The sequence below is a fragment of the Alteromonas sp. ABH4_454 genome, from assembly GCF_056311775.1.
In genome coordinates this window covers 3,286,222-3,301,345 of record NZ_CM149972.1, presented here as the reverse complement: position 1 = coordinate 3,301,345, position 15,124 = coordinate 3,286,222, and the positions used below count along the sequence as shown (strand labels likewise).

The following is a 15,124-nucleotide window of genomic DNA, read 5'->3' as shown; positions in this document are numbered from 1 at the left end:
CAAGTTAACTGGAGACAGTATGAAAGCAATTGTATGCGAATCTTTCGGGCCACTTGATGAACTTCAATTCAAGGAGGTTGCAGACCCGGAAGTTAAAAAAGGGCATGTAGTCGTAAACGTGGAAGCGGCTGGGGTGAATTTTCCCGATGGGTTGTTGGTGCAAGGTCTGTATCAAATGCAGCCAGACTTCCCGTTTGTGCCAGGTAACGAAGTGGCGGGTACTATAAGCGAAGTAGGTGAGGGAGTAAGCCATCTAAAAGAAGGGCAGCGAGTTATCGCGCTCTCTAACTTAGGTGGGTATGCAGAAAAAGCGCTAATCCCAGCCACGCATGTCATGCCGTTACCCGACCCCATTCACGTAAACGAAGGGGCTGCCCTTGTAACTGCACATGCGACTGCCCATCATGCGTTAAAACAGCGGGCAAAGCTGCAGCCTGGTGAAACTTTGGTTGTAACGGGTGCTGCTGGTGGTACTGGCTTAGCAGCTGTGCAGATAGGCAAAATAATGGGTGCCAAGGTTATTGCCGTTTGTTCAACTGAAGAAAAGCTGGCGCTTGCCAAAGAGTATGGTGCTGACGTTTTAATTAACTACAAAGAAAAAGACCTAAAAGAGACGCTGAAAGAAGTGACTGGCGGCAAAGGTGTTGACGTAGTTTATGAATGCGTTGGTGGCGATACCTTCCACGCATGTAGTCGCAGTATGGCGTGGGAAGGGCGTTTACTTGTGGTTGGCTTTGCAGGCGGTGAAATTCCTAAATTTCCAGTCAATCTTGCCCTAGTCAAAGGTTATTCGGTCATGGGCGTATTTTGGGGCTCATTCACTCAGCACGATCCAAAAGGCTTTGCTGAGAACATGCAAGAGTTGCTTACTTGGTACGTGCAAGGCAAAGTTAAAGTAGTAGTTGATGAAGCGTTGCCATTAGAACAGGCCACAAAAGCCATGGCGAAGGTTATGAACCGAGAGGTGAAAGGCAAAATGGTGCTTGTGCCCTGATCCTACACGTCTGATAAAAAGACAACTTAACGAGAAAAGCCTGACCCTTCTATGGTTCAGGCTTTTTTCGTGAATCTTTGAGCAATAGTTATTCAGCAACTAGCTCTACGTTGAACTCTCTGGTCAACACATGGCACAAGTCTTTACCAATGCCTAAATTATCTACCTGATAATCTTGATAACCCTGTTTTTGTACTGTGAGGGTGTAAAAACCAGGACGTTCGTCAAGCATTGCAATCAAACCGTCATCTGCACAATCCGTATCATCAACCATAACAGTTTCAGAATATGCGCCTTCCATTGCAGTAGCCGTAACGCCACATGCAATCGACATTTGCGTTGTTTGATCTGTTACCGAAAGCAAGAGGCCATCTTCTACCGTTGCTGTACAGGCCACATCGCCCTCGGCAACAAGGTTACTAATTGTTAGGGTATATTCGTCGTCAGCTGTTTGCTCGTTGATATCAACGCTAATTTCGGTCGGGTAGCCGAGTTCAGGGTCGTATTTTACCGTTAGCGATTCTGCGCGGCTTTCTTCTAATGCAATAAGTTGAAACAAGCTATCAATGCTTTCTGTAGTTTCATCATCTAAGGGTAAGGCAATATTGCCTTCAATAATAGTTTGAGAGGTGACCTGACTACCTTCTACCAAGACTAAGCGAGGTTGCGTGGTTTCTTCGGTGCAAAAACATGAAACTTGATATTCAAACTGATAAGTGTCGATGTTCGCGTTTTCCCACTTTGCGCGATTAGCGTTGAGGTCGTCGAGTGCATCGTTTGAATCGCTACCACCACAACCTAACAAAAGCGTAGTAGCAGAAATCATCGCAGCAATACGTAAAATATTAGTCATAACCTTCCTTGTTTTTTATTTTTCATAATTAGCCACGATAATAGGTTTCGCAGCAATGTTGTGACAATTAGAAATAAAAAAGCGGCTTTGCACTTCACGTAATACAAAACCGCTTTGAAATTTATATTAGTGTAATTGATGCAAAAGTAAACAGTTTCACTCAGGAACGTTGCGACGCTGCGTTATTCCTCAAGCCACATGCGGGCGCTTCTTCCTGGCAGATGCAATTTATGTACTGAGTGGTTTTTTACCTAAAGTTCTAAGACAGCTTTGGTGTAGTAAGAATATAAACGACCAAAGATGTGGAAGGTATAGCAGCACACAAAAACGACGCCCCGTGAAAGGGGCGTATTTTTAGATATTAGAGAGACATGTCGCCTAAAATAATATTTTCCGCGAAATTTGCGTATGCATCGCCAATTTGTTTGGCTGTGTCATCAGGGAAAGTATGAAAATCTTCACTTTCTAGCGCTTCTGCTATCGCGTTCGCTACGACTTCAGGTCCCGGAGCATCATCAAAGCCCGCATTTTTACCCATGTCAGTGCCAATAGGACCTGGGTGGATACTAATGACCGCTACCCCTTTTTCAGATAGTTTTTCACGTAAGCCTTGGGTCAACGAATAGGTTGCTGCTTTAGATGCGCAGTACGTTGATATGTCGCCAAACGTTTTCACTGATGCAATTGAATTAAGTTGAACAATGGCACCTTTGTTTGCAACCAATGTCGATTCAAATGCTTGTGCAACGTGAAGTAAGCCAAACACATTTACTTCAAACTCACTACGAAGTGCGTCTTCAGCATTCTCGCTTAACGGTGATTCATGCTTCATAATCCCTGCGTTATTGATAACAATGTGAGTATCAGTTGCTTTGTCAGCGAGGCTTTTTACTGACGCTTTGTCAGTAACGTCGACTTGCAGGGTTTCCACTTTATCTGCGTATTTGTCATGAAGATGGGTAGTTGATTCAGTATCGCGTACTGCCAGATAGACCTTGCTTACGCCTTTATCGAAAAGGGCTTGTAAAGTTGCTTCTCCAATCCCACGGTTTGCACCTGTAATAAGCGCTGTCTTACCTTGTAAGTCCATAATGTTCAATCTCCATTTAGTTACAGTAGTAGATTCTTTCCCCGGAATAAAGGTAAAGGATCACATTGTTCACGAGACAAGATTAGACATGAAGACACTAAATCAAAGGCATACGCTTTACTCAATTTATACATTACTTGATAAGTCACTGACGAATTTTCTCAAACGAATGAAATCAAACAGAACAGAAAGTAGCGATAGTCTTGCACCCGTTCAACTTCAATTCTAATGGGATTTCAATATGAAATTAAAATTAGCGATAGTATCTGTTTTGTCGGTATCACTTATCACAGCATGTGCACATTCACCTGGTGGTGCGAGAGGGCACATTCGGGTTGGTGGGCATGGCAGCGGTGCCGTGGTAGCAGTGGCAGCAGGAATTGGAATCGGAGCACTTATCACCAATGTACTAACTAAACCTAATTACAAGCCGGGACACATACCTAACAACGTTCCCCAAAGTGCTCAAGTTATTCATTATCACGGGGTGGCTTATCGCTACCATCAGGGGGTGTTCTATCGTAAATTCGACGGGCATTATCAAGTAGTTAAACCTCCTATAGGTATAACGGTTAAGACACTGCCATCAAAGCCTGATGTAATTATCCTTGAGGGAGATAAATATTTTACGGCGGAGGGCGTTTATTACTTTCAATCGGGCGATGGATATGTGGTGGTAAGTGAACCCATACTGAAAAAGCAGAATAATGACAATCAATATGTGTCAGGCTACTTCTACAGCCAATTACCGAATGAAGCGCAAACGGTGAAAATTAATGGAATTCAGTATTTTACATACAATGGGCAGTTTTTTCTGCCACAGGCTGTAAACGGCCAAATTCGTTACTTGGTGGTTGAATTATAAAATTGAAAGCCGATTAAGCCCTCACATTTTAAACACGAGTAAAACTAGTTATAGTCGATGTTTTCATAGTATCTTTGCCGTTAAATTTCGCGGCGTATAGCGCTTCGTCAGCGATGGATAATATATCATGTGCAGGGTCTTCAGTTACTTCGATGCCAGATAAGATGTTTACTATCCCAAATGAGCAAGTTGTACTAAATGTTTGCTCTTTTGAAACAAATTTTGTAGACGAAATTTCTTGGCGAATTCTCTCTACAATATTATCAGCATTAAGAGAAGCGTACTCACTGGTAAACAAGATTACAAATTCATCGCCGCCCAAACGGGCGATACAGTCACTCGGACTCAGATGTTTTTTCACAATCTGAGTGATGTTCTTCAACAATACATCACCACTGGAATGACCGTAGCTATCATTGATATTCTTAAAATTATCAACATCAAATATGCATACGGCTAATCGATTTTTAGCGCTATTTTTAATCTGACAAATAGCCTCATTGAGCTTTACTTCCATAAAGCTACGAGAAAGTGCCTGAGTTAAATGATCGTGCATCAATTGATTGTTGAGCGTACGTCTTTCTTTATAAAGCCCATCAATGTGAAGCACTAGAACCCATGCAATGGAGCTGGTAACTACAAAGGAGCCAAGCCATGTGAGCGGTGGAAGGTCGATAATTTCGATACCGGTTAAGGTATCGCCAATACCGGTGATAAGCCATAGAGTGTTAGCTAGAAGTAACAGTAGTATAGGACCACTGTCCTCAAGTCTTGAGCGCTGCCGGACAAAAACTCGAACGAGTATATATATGCAGTATGACCCCAATACTAAGATCCAAAGACCCCAGATTTCGAAAAGTAGCCCGTACTTTAGCCCAGTATAGTATTTAGACGTAGCATAAAAGGCGTTGCCTAAAAAATAGGGGCTAGGTATAGCAGTTAAAAGAGAAAATATTCCGCAAACGACATAACACCATTTCAATAAATACGGAGCTTTGTACTTATAAAAAGCAAGATAAAAATGCAGGCTGGTGACTAAGGTGAACATAGCCCCAATAATGGTAAGCCTATTTGAAACACTAAGAGCAAAAAGATTCTCACCTGCATTGATCAGTACACCAAAAGCCCCGAAGAAAATTGAGCTTATGAAAGCCGAAAGAGCAAATAGAGAATAGTACTTAACAGGCTCTTGGTGGTGGAAAGTTAAGCGATAATAAAGCAAAGCGAAGAAAAAGCTCATCAGCAAGCAGATGCTAGATGTCACAAAAAGCGGAAGCGACAATGTGTTGATCATGTTTTAGCTATTTTCCTCAACGTGCTCATCATCTCGTTTTAGTGTAGAGCAATTAACTTACTAGAGTAACTTTTTCAATGTACTAAAACATTAATGGTTTTTAAGGCTGCAGCATTGTTTGAATTTCTTGCTGCTACCACAAACGCATGGGAGATTTCTTCCGTACTTAATTTTTCCGCAGTCATCGTGTAACACACCGTCGTGATAACGCCACTTACCGTCTTCAATATTGAAATTTGACGTTTCGTGAAGCTGATACATGCTTTTATTTTCAAAGTAGTAAGCAGTGAATTCAACGATGGCAGTATTGGACTTGGAGTTAGCCGCTAGAGTGGGGTGTACTTTCAGCGCAAACCACGTCGCACCTTGCGCACTTTGAGCCAAATCTTCTACGGAAAGACCCTGCTGCTTTTCTTTGGTATAGGTTTCCAGAATATATTGATAGTGCGCTGTAGCGTAGGCTGAAAATCGCGAGCGCATAAGTTGCTCGGCAGAATTAGGGTATTTAACACCCTTAATAAAAGGCTCGCAGCATTCGTTGAAGGGTTTTGATGAGCAACAGTAACAGCGCATAAGACAACTCGCGGTTTAAGAGTATAACAAAGCGCTACAGTATAAATATAAGTGGCGTGAGCCCCAACTTTTTTAAACGTAAATGTTGTCGATGCTCGATGTTTCCATGGCGGTCTATACCAAAAAAGCTATGCCCAAAAAGCTATGTCAAAGAGTTCATACAAAAGCGAGTAGGACAATAAATGTATATACTTTACTTATGTGTCTATATTTCGACAAAAGCAAGATTTCGGCAAAAGCGGAATTTAGGCATAAAGAGGCGACACTTTACCAAGGGCCTAATGCAACGTTTTGCTCGTCATTAATGCTGTTAACGCGCACATTCACCAGACTGACCGAGTAAAGTTCACATAGCTTTCTGATCATCTCACTATCCGTTGGCTGCAAATCCAAATCAATGTTTTCTACATAAAGCGTTTTACACTGGCCACCCGTAATAAGCTTACTGATCCATTCTGGCATTTTTTCTTTTTCAGGCTTTTGGATACGGATAGCGTGATCTACAGTTTTCGAAAATGACACTGTATTTGAAAGCAGATAGTTCCAACCTTTGTCTTTACTTCCTTTTCCATTACCTTGTTTTTCGCTAGGAAACCCTTCTATAGGCAAAGGTAGTTGAACAACATTTGAAACCGAAGCGCGCAAAGCATTGAATCGTGAAACTGAAGATGTGTTCATAGTAAAACCCTTTATGTATTTGCTCTGAAGTTCAAATAGAAACTTATGGAAAACGATTATTTATAAATGCTGATTAGATATACAGTATGTATGTGTATACAGTATTTAAAAAAGAGGGCTTTGGCAAGCATTTAATTGTACTTTTTTTGCGCAGCTTGAGAGTTTTTCAGTAATTATATAAAAGATAATGGTTTTTTTATGCTGTTGTGTTCTGAAGCAGGTATTCAGTTGCGGATTGAGGTAAGATGCGCGCGAATCTTATGTAGAACACTACTGTATAAAGCTGGAGGAGCGTTGAGCGCATTAATACATTTAGGCTACTTGGGGATGTTCTTATCGGCATTTTTGGCTGCCACTATATTTCCTTTTAGTTCTGAAATTGTGCTTAGTGCTTTATACAGTAGTGGGTTGAGCTGGGTGTTGTTGCTTATTGTTGCTTCATTAGGAAATGTACTCGGCTCGGTGGTTAATTATGCGTTGGGCTTCAAGTTCGGAAAAGAAATTGCGACACATAAGTTAAAAGTGAGCGAAGCGGCGTTTAACCGAGCAAGCCACACATTTACGAAGTGGGGTAAGTGGAGCTTGTTTTTATGTTGGGTACCTATTATTGGCGACCCTATTACGCTAGTGGCAGGTGTGTTTAGAAGTCCGCTTTGGTTTTTTATTCTTGCGGTAACTCTTAGCAAAACAGCGCGTTATGCTGCGCTGCTTTACGTACTTGTTTAAAAGGTTTTCGGCTTAGTTTTCTCACGCCACTGTGTTTTTGTCTCTCGACTTTTTTTGGCTTTTCTTTTGGTGCGTCACATACCACTGCTTCATTCTTGGGCTCATTAATATCAGTCCAATCATCCAATACCAAACCGGCTCTTGCCAAAACGTTTTCTGCGACCAGCTGAAATGCAGCAGTGCAAGGGGCAGTATCAAGTAAATGCTGTTATGAAGCTTTTGCCATTTTCTACCCATGTTGCGCTGGATGCGCTTAAACGACGTTGCAGTGAGAGCAAAAAGAAGAAGTAACGCAGCCATGCCAACGAATATGTAGGGCCTGCTTACTATCTCGCTAGCCACCAGTGCCATATCAAGCTGGAGTTCAAACACAATGTAAGTGAGTAGGTGTGCAAAGGCGTACACAAAGGTGTATACGCCAATCATACGTCTGAATTGCATCGGTTCTGGGCTTGGTAGCCATTTTGCAAGTGGGCTAAGAGTAAGCGTTAGTAAAAGAAAGTGAATTGCCCAAGTTCCAGTCTCATTAATGAGCGTGTTTACGGGGTCTGGTCCAAGCTGGTCGTTGATCCCGGCAAAGAACAACCAAGCGACGTAGCCTAATGCGAAAAGGTGAATAAGGCCCTTCAAACTGCGACGCTGCCAAATAGATAATCGAAATGGTTTTTTTCTTAACGGCATTAAATGAACAACTTAATAATAATGTTTAATAGCTTCGGTTATAAGATATTGGTTAGAAGGGCTAGCTATTTGCTCGTAGCCCTATAAAAAGTAGCAGCTAGTAGTAACGGGATAAGTCCATATCTTTGTATAATGGCGCGACTTCGGTATAACCGTTGAACATTTGAGTATCGATGCGATTTCTGGCGAGTAGCCCACCTGTGGTTATTCTACGCTCGCTGGCTTGGCTCCACCTTGGGTGTGACACGTTTGGATTCACGTTGGCGTAAAAGCCATACTCGTTAGCGGCCAGACGATTCCATGTGGTAGGCGGCTTCTTATCGGTAAGACGAATTCGTACAATAGACTTAATACTCTTAAAGCCGTATTTCCACGGTACGACAAGCCTGATAGGTGCGCCGTTTTGAGGTGGCAAGGTTGTCCCGTAAAGGCCAACCGACATAAGCGTTAACGGATGCATGGCTTCATCAAGTCGCAAGCCTTCTACATATGGGTAATCAATACCGCCACCGGTAAAGCGACTTCGTTGGCCAGGCATTTGCTCAGGGTCGTATAGGGTTTCGAATGCTACATATTTGGCTGACATCAACGGATCCGCTTGTTTTAACAACGCCCCTAACTCAAACCCAATCCAAGGCACCACCATCGACCATGCTTCAACGCAGCGCAAACGGTAAATGCGCTCTTCTAAGGGAAAGCGTTTGGTTAAGGCATCGTGATCAAGCTCAATGGGCTTTTTTACCATACCGTCAATTTTCAACGTCCATGGATTAGTTTGAAATTCAGTCGCATTTTTGGCTGGCGCATCTTTCGAGGTGCCAAACTCGTAAAAATTGTTGTAGCTGGTGACTTTATCTTCAGGCGTTCGGGTTTCCGCTATTTGAAACTTAGGGGGCTGACTAAACTCCAGTGCTTTTCCCTTAAAGGCAGCCTTTTCTTCCTCATCTTCCCAAAACCAACCGGCAGCGCCTGCCGATTTCGCTAACAGCGTAGACGCTCCCACAAAGCCCATGGATTTGAGCAATGATCGACGATTCATATAAACGCTTTCATTGGTTACGTCATTATCAGTTAATTTTACCGAGGGTTTAAATGGTTTTGCCATTACTCTACCTTTATCTGCCGTTAATAAACGCCATTTCTAAATGGGTTCTCTGTGTATGTTTAACACTTGAGAATGTTCTAGCGCGCACTAAGCTGTAATTGATGTATTACCACTTCTTTTTATACGAGCGCACAGTAATTAAGTTTTAGATGCGTATAAAAATAGACCTTAGAACTCGGATTAAAATTTCAAGAAAGTTTAGCCCTGTTACAACTCTTCGATTTTGACATGCTGTAATAATGGCAGTAGGGTTTAAATCAGACAGGAAAGTTGATGTTAGTAGCAAAGGAAGGACCCTATGAAAATACTCTTGGCAACCGTGGTTGTCTTGTGTGCCCATGTGGCAAATACCAGTTGGGCTAACGAATTATCCAACATCGATGCATTTCCTTTTATCGAGCGTAGTTCAGATAAAAGTTCAGCCCTATATCACTCCATTATTTCGGGCACCCCAAATCAGAGCGAAGCTTCTACGCTTAGCGCAATTGAAAACATATTAACTGACCCCAACGTGCAATTGCCCGATATGGTAGTCGCTTCACTCGCTCTTCAATTTTTATCTGCGAACATCGCTAACGGTACTTCTCCACTTTTTCTGGAAGATATATCCGACCTGTATGAAAAAGCCAAAGCAAATTTAAAGAACGATAGGTTGCAGCGTCGAAACTTTTTAAGCTGTATGCTTTATGGAAATAAAAAAGTTAAATACACCCTTAAAGCGTTGGACACTTTGGTTGATGCAAATGATGAATATTTTAATCAAGTCCAAATGAGGCATTTTAGAGATACAGACCAGCCAACGCGAAGTTTAGCTGCTCAAATGTACGGGATGGTTACCAGAGAAACAATTTTCATGGCAAAAACGCATCGCGCAATTCTCAACTTTCACGAACGCTATCCCGAAAGCGTATTAGATGAGCGCATTGATATTGCGATGCTATTGAGAAACTTGGCAGTGGGCTATAATCAAATGCGCGCACAATCCCTTGAGTTAAGTACGAAGCGCTTGATCAAACAACTTGAAAATGAAGGTGTAATACCAGCAGCATCGCTAACCAACAGAGTGTACAGCTATATTGAAATTGAGAACCTTCCTTGGTTAGCAAGTACGTCTACTCATTTGTAAATTAAGTCCAACGCTATTTCTAGAAACAAATATTGCTGCATGATTGGAGAATTAGTCGCTTAGTTTACATATGCAAACTATCTTGAATGCCGCCTTGTTTTGGTGAAAAGATATTGCTGTATAAGCGAGAGGCGAATTCGTCTGTCATGCCAGATATATAGTCGGCGAGAACGCGCATACCATTGTCGTCCTCACAGGCCTTACGCCAGCGCTCTTGGGTGTTTTCAGGTAGAAGGCGGTCGGGATCCGATGCAAAAGCTTCAAAAAGCTCCATAACTACCAGCTGCCCTTTATATTCAAGAAGCTGCACATCGGGACGGCGGATTACTTTGTTAAACACAAAGCGTTTAAAAAGCTCTAGGGCTTGTGCAAATTGTTCGGGCATCACGGCGTTAAACGCAAGTAATGGATGAGCGAAACCCTCAACGCCTTTTATTTCAATGGCTGTGATAAAGCTATTTACCAGTGCACCTATAGCATTTTTCCGTTCGTGATGTACTGCGCTAAATAGTTTGTTGGTTAACACTTCTATATTGTCTGACAGCCAGGGTACATTAAGGGCTTTTAGCGGGGTAGTTACATCCTCGACAAAATGATGCTTGTCTACCATATCCATTACAATGGCATCTTCTAAGTCGTGAATGCCATAGGCGATATCGTCAGACAGCTCCATAATTGAGCAGTCGAACGATTTAAACTGCGTTTTGCTGTGGGTATTCGGTTTTGCAGTAAACTGCATAAACGCATCTTTATCTTCATTGCTAAATGGCGCAAGTAGCCAGTCGAATAGGGGCTCGTCGCAGCGAAACAGTCCCTTCGGCGGATGCCAGTCGTGGGCCTTTACCTGACGAAGTGAAGCAGGGCGCTCGGGCGTTGGTTCTTTACTATGAAGGGCATCAATAAAGTTTGGGTATTTAACCAAGCCTAACACGCTTCTTCTGCATAAATTCATGCCGTGTTCGGCGGTATAGGGCTCTAGCTGAGTGATGATCCTAAAGGTTTGTCCGTTTCCTTCAAACCCGCCGTATTGGTGCATCATGTAATTAAGGGCAATTTCACCACCGTGGCCGAAAGGTGGGTGACCAATATCGTGAGCCAAACACAGTGTTTCGATTAACGTAGGGTCAAGCGCCAACGTGTTGGCAATATCTGGAAATTTTACCCAAAGCTGCGCCGTTATTCCCGTACCAATTTGGGCGGCTTCTAGAGAGTGGGTTAGTCGCGTGCGATAGAAATCGCTTAGGCCCACACCCAGCACTTGGGTCTTTGCCTGCAACCTGCGAAAGGCTGCGCTGTGAAGAACGCGTGCCTTATCACGTTGATACGGATTACGGTGATCGCCGTCTCGTGTTTCGCTTCGGGGTAAACGACGCTCGTGTAATGCTAATTCCCATTCGCTTGTTGCCAAAAAAACCTCGCTGCCATGCTGTGTTTGGTACTTCTGCTACATCAGTATAGTAATTTGGGGGCGGTTAATCGCCTTGCTTACATATCGTCTTGCGTAATTTCATCAAGACTTAAAGAAAAGCTTGGTACGTAACGCGTTAAGAAGTAGTCCACCTCTTCAGAATGATACTCTTTAAGGGTTTTATCTAATCGTTTCTTAGCCAGCTTAAACTCTTGGTTACCAGCAGCTAATTCTTCAAGCGTTTTTAGGTAAGCGCAAAGTACGTCTGCTGCTTTCACAATAAAAGCTTCTTCTTCACTATGGTAGTGATGATCAATCAGTGCAGCATAGTCTTCTCGAAATGCCTCTGGTGCCATTTCAATGAGCTTGTTCTCTGCAATCTTCTCAATTTTTTTATATTCTTCTTTAATCGCAGGGTTAAAGTATTTTACTGGGGTAGGGAGGTCGCCGGTAAGTACCTCCGACACGTCGTGAAAAATCGCCATGGTTGCAATGCGATCTGGATTTAGTGTACCGCCAAAAAATTTATTTTTAATCAAGGCTAGCGCGTGGGCGACCATAGCCACCTGCAAACTGTGCTCTTGCACATTTTCTGTACGCACATTGTGCATTAGCGGCCAACGATTAATAAGCTTTAAACGGGCTAGATGGGCAAAAAAGTGGCTCTTATCACTCACGTTAGGCCCCTTGCTTATAGGTTCTAAAGAAGTTGCCAATACGATGCAGTGCAGGCACTAATACATCGCTGTGCGGTAAAAATACTAACCGGAAGTAGGTGCCTTCGGTCAGGTTAAAGGCTCGACCGTGTACCAACAGAATTTTTTCAGAGCTTAATAAATCCAGCACCATTTGTTCATCGTTTTGAATGTTGAATTTCTTTTCATCTACTTTGGCGAAACAATACATGGCACCTTTAGGCTTAACGCAAGAAATACCGTCAATGCCGTTTAGCATATCTGTGGTGACGTCGCGCTGAATGCGTAGTCGGCCATTCTCATTGACTAGGTCGTTAATACTCTGATAACCGCCCAATGCTGTTTGAATGGCGCTTTGACACGGTACATTCGCGCACATACGCATAGAAGATAAAATATTAAGCCCATCGATATAATCGGTAGCAAGACGTTTATTCCCGCTGACAACTAACCAACCAGAGCGAAAGCCTGCCACGCGATAGTTTTTGCTTAAACCACCAAAAGTAACAAAAAAGACGTCATCAGCGAGTGACGCAATACTTGTATGTTGGGCTTCATCGTATAAAATTTTGTCGTAAATCTCGTCGCTAAACACTACTAAGCCGTGCTCGCGGGCGACTTCTACTACCTCTTGCAATAGGGCTTTGTCGTAAACTGCACCAGTAGGGTTATTGGGGTTGATAAGTACAATCGCGCGTGTTTTGCTGGTGATTTTACTTTTTATGTCGTCAATATCGGGGAACCAGCCAGCTTGCTCATCGCAGCGATAATGTACCGGTGAGCCTGATGACAAACTTACTGCGGCCGTCCAAAGCGGGTAGTCAGGGCTTGGAATGAGCACTTCATCACCATGATTAAGTAGCGCCTGCATTGCCATCATGATTAGCTCAGATACACCATTACCTATATAAACATCGTCAACACGAATGTCTTTAATATTACGCTGTTGGTAATACTGCATCACGGCCACGCGGGCAGCATAAATTCCTGTCGAGTCTGAATATCCTTGAGACGTAGGCAGGTTATGAATAACGTCTTTTACGATATCGTCAGGGGCTTCAAATCCAAATGGGGCGGGGTTACCGATATTCAGCTTTAATATACGGTGTCCTTCGTCTTCCATTTTGCGTGCTTGCGCAGCGATTGGGCCTCTAATGTCGTAACAAACGTTATCTAATTTATGTGAGCGAGATACAGTTTTCATGGTCTATCTGGTTGATTTACATACCCTGAGATTATCGCAATACAAAGTCATATGCGATGGCCTTTTTGCAGTATTTCTGCTTTAAGCACTACTTTTTTCATCAAGTGGCTAATTATTAAACATATAACGAGATAAATGATCCGCTTGTCACTTAAGTATAAAATTTATGTTAATGACTTGTGAACTTTTCATTCTGCGCCTATCGTAGTAGTAAGGCGTGTATAAAAAACGCGTTAGTAACAAACAGGCTAACAAGCAGAGGTGATAAGAATATGTCCCACCATTTCAAAGAAACACCAGAGAATGCGATCACGCAAAGTGGTATAGCACGCGTTATTCCCTGTAAAGAATTAGACGTCGGCGATCCAATAAAGTGGTTGTCATTGGCATTACGAGACGCCATGCGCGCACCGGGACTCACCTTATTTTATGGCGTACTTTTCGCGGTTATCCCGTGGTTCATTATGTATTTAGTTGAAATGACGGGTTGGCACTTGGTCATTCTACCCGCCATTGTTTGCTTTATGTTGGTAGGGCCATTTTTAGCGGCGGGCCTTTACGATGTAAGCTGGGAGATGGAGAAAGGTCATAAGCCTTCACTTCGTCATTCGCTGCGCGCAATGCGAAGAAACGCATTTAACGAGTGGGGCTTTGCCATACTGCTTATGGTAATGATGATATTTTGGTTGCGTGTGGCATCGCTGATTCATGCACTTTATCCACCTTATATAGAGAACGACTTAGAAAGCTTGTTACCGTTTTTAGCGTTAGGCACTATCGTTGGAGCGGGTTTTACCCTGGCAATGCTATTTATTACGGCGTTTACCCAACCGATTTTAATGGAACGTAAGGTAGATCTTGCAACTGCAGTGCTTACCAGTGTGAATGCGGTATGGTTAAATAAGGTACCCATGCTCATTTGGGGGGCTATCATTTTCACTACAGTAGCAATTGGTTACGTGACCGGTTTCGTGGGTTTCATCGTGCTCATGCCGATTATCGGCTATGCATCGTGGCATGCTTACATTGATGCAATTGAGACTAAGCGAGAGCGTAAATACGAATAGTTCACTCCACTTTATGTAATTAAATTACGTAAAGTGGCTTTAATTTGTACAATAAGTAAGCGTTAATATCTATAATTTTGTTAAAATTACACTTTTAAAGCCCCGAAAGGGGCTTTTTTATACTTAAGTCTTATACTTCTTTCTTCCTACAAGTGCTATCGCTAGATATATTAGTAATATGCAATTTATATTATTCCAATTAATTCAAGGGGTTAGTGCCGTAACAACAACGTAACAACTTGATTTACCAAGCATTTACCCAGGTTACACAATCATTCAACAGAAAAATTTTTATTCTTGATGCATAAATAAAGGGCGTTGAGCAAATTGTTGATTCATTCAACTTTGCTCAACTTAACTAGAGAGTTTGCCACAAACTTGCACAGCACCCTTAACCACACATTGAGGATTTTAAAATGAAATTATCTAACTTACTTAAAGTTTTTGCAGCTACAGCGACTGTCGCTTTTAGCATCAATGCAAATGCAGCAGAAGAGTCAAAAGACATTCGCTTCGTTGGTGAAACCCAGTTCGCAGGGTTTTGTAAAGCGATAATCAACGACGATGTAAGAGTTCTTCGTTCTAGCCTCTCACGTAACGTGGGTCGTATTGGCGCTAGCCAACGTGAAGTATTGCGCATGGTAACGTCTGAAGAAGGCCTAACATGTAATGGAAGTAGCCTTATTAAGTTTTCTGAAGAGCGTCACGCAGATGCGGTACACGAATACTTAACGTCGCGTAGCTAAGGCCTTGCTTGCGGTTACT

General features: G+C 42.6%; 16 protein-coding genes. 6 read left to right on the top strand and 10 right to left on the bottom strand.

What is annotated here, in order from left to right; genetic code table 11:
• Positions 1 to 19: 19 nt before the first annotated feature.
• Positions 20 to 994: an NADPH:quinone oxidoreductase family protein gene (locus ACYX4W_RS14485; protein WP_476073639.1), complete on the top strand. Its 975-nt coding sequence runs from the start codon at positions 20 to 22 to the stop codon at positions 992 to 994.
• A gap of 88 nt (positions 995 to 1,082) precedes the next feature.
• Here the strand turns inward: ACYX4W_RS14485 and ACYX4W_RS14480 are convergent, their stop codons facing one another.
• A complete protein-coding gene (locus tag ACYX4W_RS14480) occupies positions 1,083 to 1,847 on the bottom strand; it encodes a DUF6174 domain-containing protein (protein ID WP_476073638.1) in 765 nt (254 codons plus the stop codon).
• Between the two features lie 361 nt (positions 1,848 to 2,208).
• Entirely contained in the window at positions 2,209 to 2,937 is a 729-nt protein-coding gene (locus ACYX4W_RS14475; RefSeq protein ID WP_476073637.1) for an SDR family oxidoreductase, read from the bottom strand.
• Positions 2,938 to 3,178: 241 nt separating this feature from the next.
• Between ACYX4W_RS14475 and ACYX4W_RS14470 the strand changes: the two genes are divergently transcribed.
• Complete coding sequence (locus ACYX4W_RS14470) at positions 3,179 to 3,802, top strand: DUF6515 family protein (RefSeq protein ID WP_476073636.1); 624 nt, start codon at positions 3,179 to 3,181, stop codon at positions 3,800 to 3,802.
• Positions 3,803 to 3,830: 28 nt separating this feature from the next.
• Here the strand turns inward: ACYX4W_RS14470 and ACYX4W_RS14465 are convergent, their stop codons facing one another.
• From ACYX4W_RS14465 to ACYX4W_RS14455, 3 genes are all read right to left on the bottom strand, one after another.
• On the bottom strand, positions 3,831 to 5,096 hold the full coding sequence (locus ACYX4W_RS14465) for a GGDEF domain-containing protein (protein WP_476073635.1): 1,266 nt from the start codon (positions 5,094 to 5,096) through the stop codon (positions 3,831 to 3,833).
• A 90-nt stretch (positions 5,097 to 5,186) separates the two neighbouring features.
• On the bottom strand, positions 5,187 to 5,669 hold the full coding sequence (locus ACYX4W_RS14460) for a YchJ family protein (protein ID WP_476073634.1): 483 nt from the start codon (positions 5,667 to 5,669) through the stop codon (positions 5,187 to 5,189).
• A 267-nt stretch (positions 5,670 to 5,936) separates the two neighbouring features.
• Entirely contained in the window at positions 5,937 to 6,347 is a 411-nt protein-coding gene (locus tag ACYX4W_RS14455) for a deoxyguanosinetriphosphate triphosphohydrolase (RefSeq protein ID WP_476073633.1), read from the bottom strand.
• A 294-nt stretch (positions 6,348 to 6,641) separates the two neighbouring features.
• Between ACYX4W_RS14455 and ACYX4W_RS14450 the strand changes: the two genes are divergently transcribed.
• Positions 6,642 to 7,073: a YqaA family protein gene (locus tag ACYX4W_RS14450; RefSeq protein WP_476073632.1), complete on the top strand. Its 432-nt coding sequence runs from the start codon at positions 6,642 to 6,644 to the stop codon at positions 7,071 to 7,073.
• Between the two features lie 21 nt (positions 7,074 to 7,094).
• Here the strand turns inward: ACYX4W_RS14450 and ACYX4W_RS14445 are convergent, their stop codons facing one another.
• Both ACYX4W_RS14445 and msrP read right to left on the bottom strand, forming a co-directional pair.
• Positions 7,095 to 7,754 (bottom strand): protein-methionine-sulfoxide reductase heme-binding subunit MsrQ, encoded by a 660-nt coding sequence (locus ACYX4W_RS14445; protein ID WP_476073631.1) that lies wholly within the window; start codon positions 7,752 to 7,754, stop codon positions 7,095 to 7,097.
• A 97-nt stretch (positions 7,755 to 7,851) separates the two neighbouring features.
• Complete coding sequence (msrP, locus tag ACYX4W_RS14440; protein WP_476073630.1) at positions 7,852 to 8,859, bottom strand: protein-methionine-sulfoxide reductase catalytic subunit MsrP; 1,008 nt, start codon at positions 8,857 to 8,859, stop codon at positions 7,852 to 7,854.
• A 298-nt stretch (positions 8,860 to 9,157) separates the two neighbouring features.
• Here msrP and ACYX4W_RS14435 point away from each other — a divergent pair, with 298 nt between their 5' ends.
• Positions 9,158 to 9,985: a hypothetical protein gene (locus ACYX4W_RS14435; RefSeq protein WP_476073629.1), complete on the top strand. Its 828-nt coding sequence runs from the start codon at positions 9,158 to 9,160 to the stop codon at positions 9,983 to 9,985.
• A gap of 64 nt (positions 9,986 to 10,049) precedes the next feature.
• On the opposite strand, the gene ACYX4W_RS14430 is transcribed toward ACYX4W_RS14435, so the two are convergent.
• From ACYX4W_RS14430 to ACYX4W_RS14420, 3 genes are all read right to left on the bottom strand, one after another.
• The gene (locus tag ACYX4W_RS14430) at positions 10,050 to 11,393 is read right to left on the bottom strand and encodes an anti-phage deoxyguanosine triphosphatase (RefSeq protein ID WP_476073628.1); all 1,344 of its coding nucleotides are present in this window, start codon (positions 11,391 to 11,393) and stop codon (positions 10,050 to 10,052) included.
• 77 nt (positions 11,394 to 11,470) lie between these two features.
• Positions 11,471 to 12,070: a 5'-deoxynucleotidase gene (yfbR, locus tag ACYX4W_RS14425; protein WP_012519109.1), complete on the bottom strand. Its 600-nt coding sequence runs from the start codon at positions 12,068 to 12,070 to the stop codon at positions 11,471 to 11,473.
• Position 12,071: 1 nt separating this feature from the next.
• Positions 12,072 to 13,292 (bottom strand): pyridoxal phosphate-dependent aminotransferase, encoded by a 1,221-nt coding sequence (locus tag ACYX4W_RS14420; RefSeq protein WP_474806368.1) that lies wholly within the window; start codon positions 13,290 to 13,292, stop codon positions 12,072 to 12,074.
• Between the two features lie 272 nt (positions 13,293 to 13,564).
• On the opposite strand from ACYX4W_RS14420, the gene ACYX4W_RS14415 reads away from it, so the two are divergent.
• Both ACYX4W_RS14415 and ACYX4W_RS14410 read left to right on the top strand, forming a co-directional pair.
• The gene (locus tag ACYX4W_RS14415; RefSeq protein WP_179983653.1) at positions 13,565 to 14,359 is read left to right on the top strand and encodes a DUF2189 domain-containing protein; all 795 of its coding nucleotides are present in this window, start codon (positions 13,565 to 13,567) and stop codon (positions 14,357 to 14,359) included.
• Between the two features lie 416 nt (positions 14,360 to 14,775).
• Positions 14,776 to 15,105: a hypothetical protein gene (locus ACYX4W_RS14410; protein WP_476073627.1), complete on the top strand. Its 330-nt coding sequence runs from the start codon at positions 14,776 to 14,778 to the stop codon at positions 15,103 to 15,105.
• The last annotated feature ends 19 nt before the right edge of the window (positions 15,106 to 15,124 follow it).

Excerpts from the sequence above, each read along its gene's own strand:
- ACYX4W_RS14410 (WP_476073627.1), top strand. The coding sequence starts at position 14,776 with ATGAAATTATCTAACTTACTTAAAGTTTTTGCAGCTACAGCGACTGTC.
- ACYX4W_RS14480 (WP_476073638.1), bottom strand. The coding sequence starts at position 1,847 with ATGACTAATATTTTACGTATTGCTGCGATGATTTCTGCTACTACGCTT.
- ACYX4W_RS14420 (WP_474806368.1), bottom strand. The coding sequence starts at position 13,292 with ATGAAAACTGTATCTCGCTCACATAAATTAGATAACGTTTGTTACGAC.
- ACYX4W_RS14460 (WP_476073634.1), bottom strand. The coding sequence starts at position 5,669 with ATGCGCTGTTACTGTTGCTCATCAAAACCCTTCAACGAATGCTGCGAG.
- ACYX4W_RS14455 (WP_476073633.1), bottom strand. The coding sequence starts at position 6,347 with ATGAACACATCTTCAGTTTCACGATTCAATGCTTTGCGCGCTTCGGTT.
- ACYX4W_RS14415 (WP_179983653.1), top strand. The coding sequence starts at position 13,565 with ATGTCCCACCATTTCAAAGAAACACCAGAGAATGCGATCACGCAAAGT.
- ACYX4W_RS14465 (WP_476073635.1), bottom strand. The coding sequence starts at position 5,096 with ATGATCAACACATTGTCGCTTCCGCTTTTTGTGACATCTAGCATCTGC.
- ACYX4W_RS14475 (WP_476073637.1), bottom strand. The coding sequence starts at position 2,937 with ATGGACTTACAAGGTAAGACAGCGCTTATTACAGGTGCAAACCGTGGG.
- msrP (WP_476073630.1), bottom strand. The coding sequence starts at position 8,859 with ATGGCAAAACCATTTAAACCCTCGGTAAAATTAACTGATAATGACGTA.
- ACYX4W_RS14435 (WP_476073629.1), top strand. The coding sequence starts at position 9,158 with ATGAAAATACTCTTGGCAACCGTGGTTGTCTTGTGTGCCCATGTGGCA.
- ACYX4W_RS14470 (WP_476073636.1), top strand. The coding sequence starts at position 3,179 with ATGAAATTAAAATTAGCGATAGTATCTGTTTTGTCGGTATCACTTATC.
- ACYX4W_RS14485 (WP_476073639.1), top strand. The coding sequence starts at position 20 with ATGAAAGCAATTGTATGCGAATCTTTCGGGCCACTTGATGAACTTCAA.
- ACYX4W_RS14445 (WP_476073631.1), bottom strand. The coding sequence starts at position 7,754 with ATGCCGTTAAGAAAAAAACCATTTCGATTATCTATTTGGCAGCGTCGC.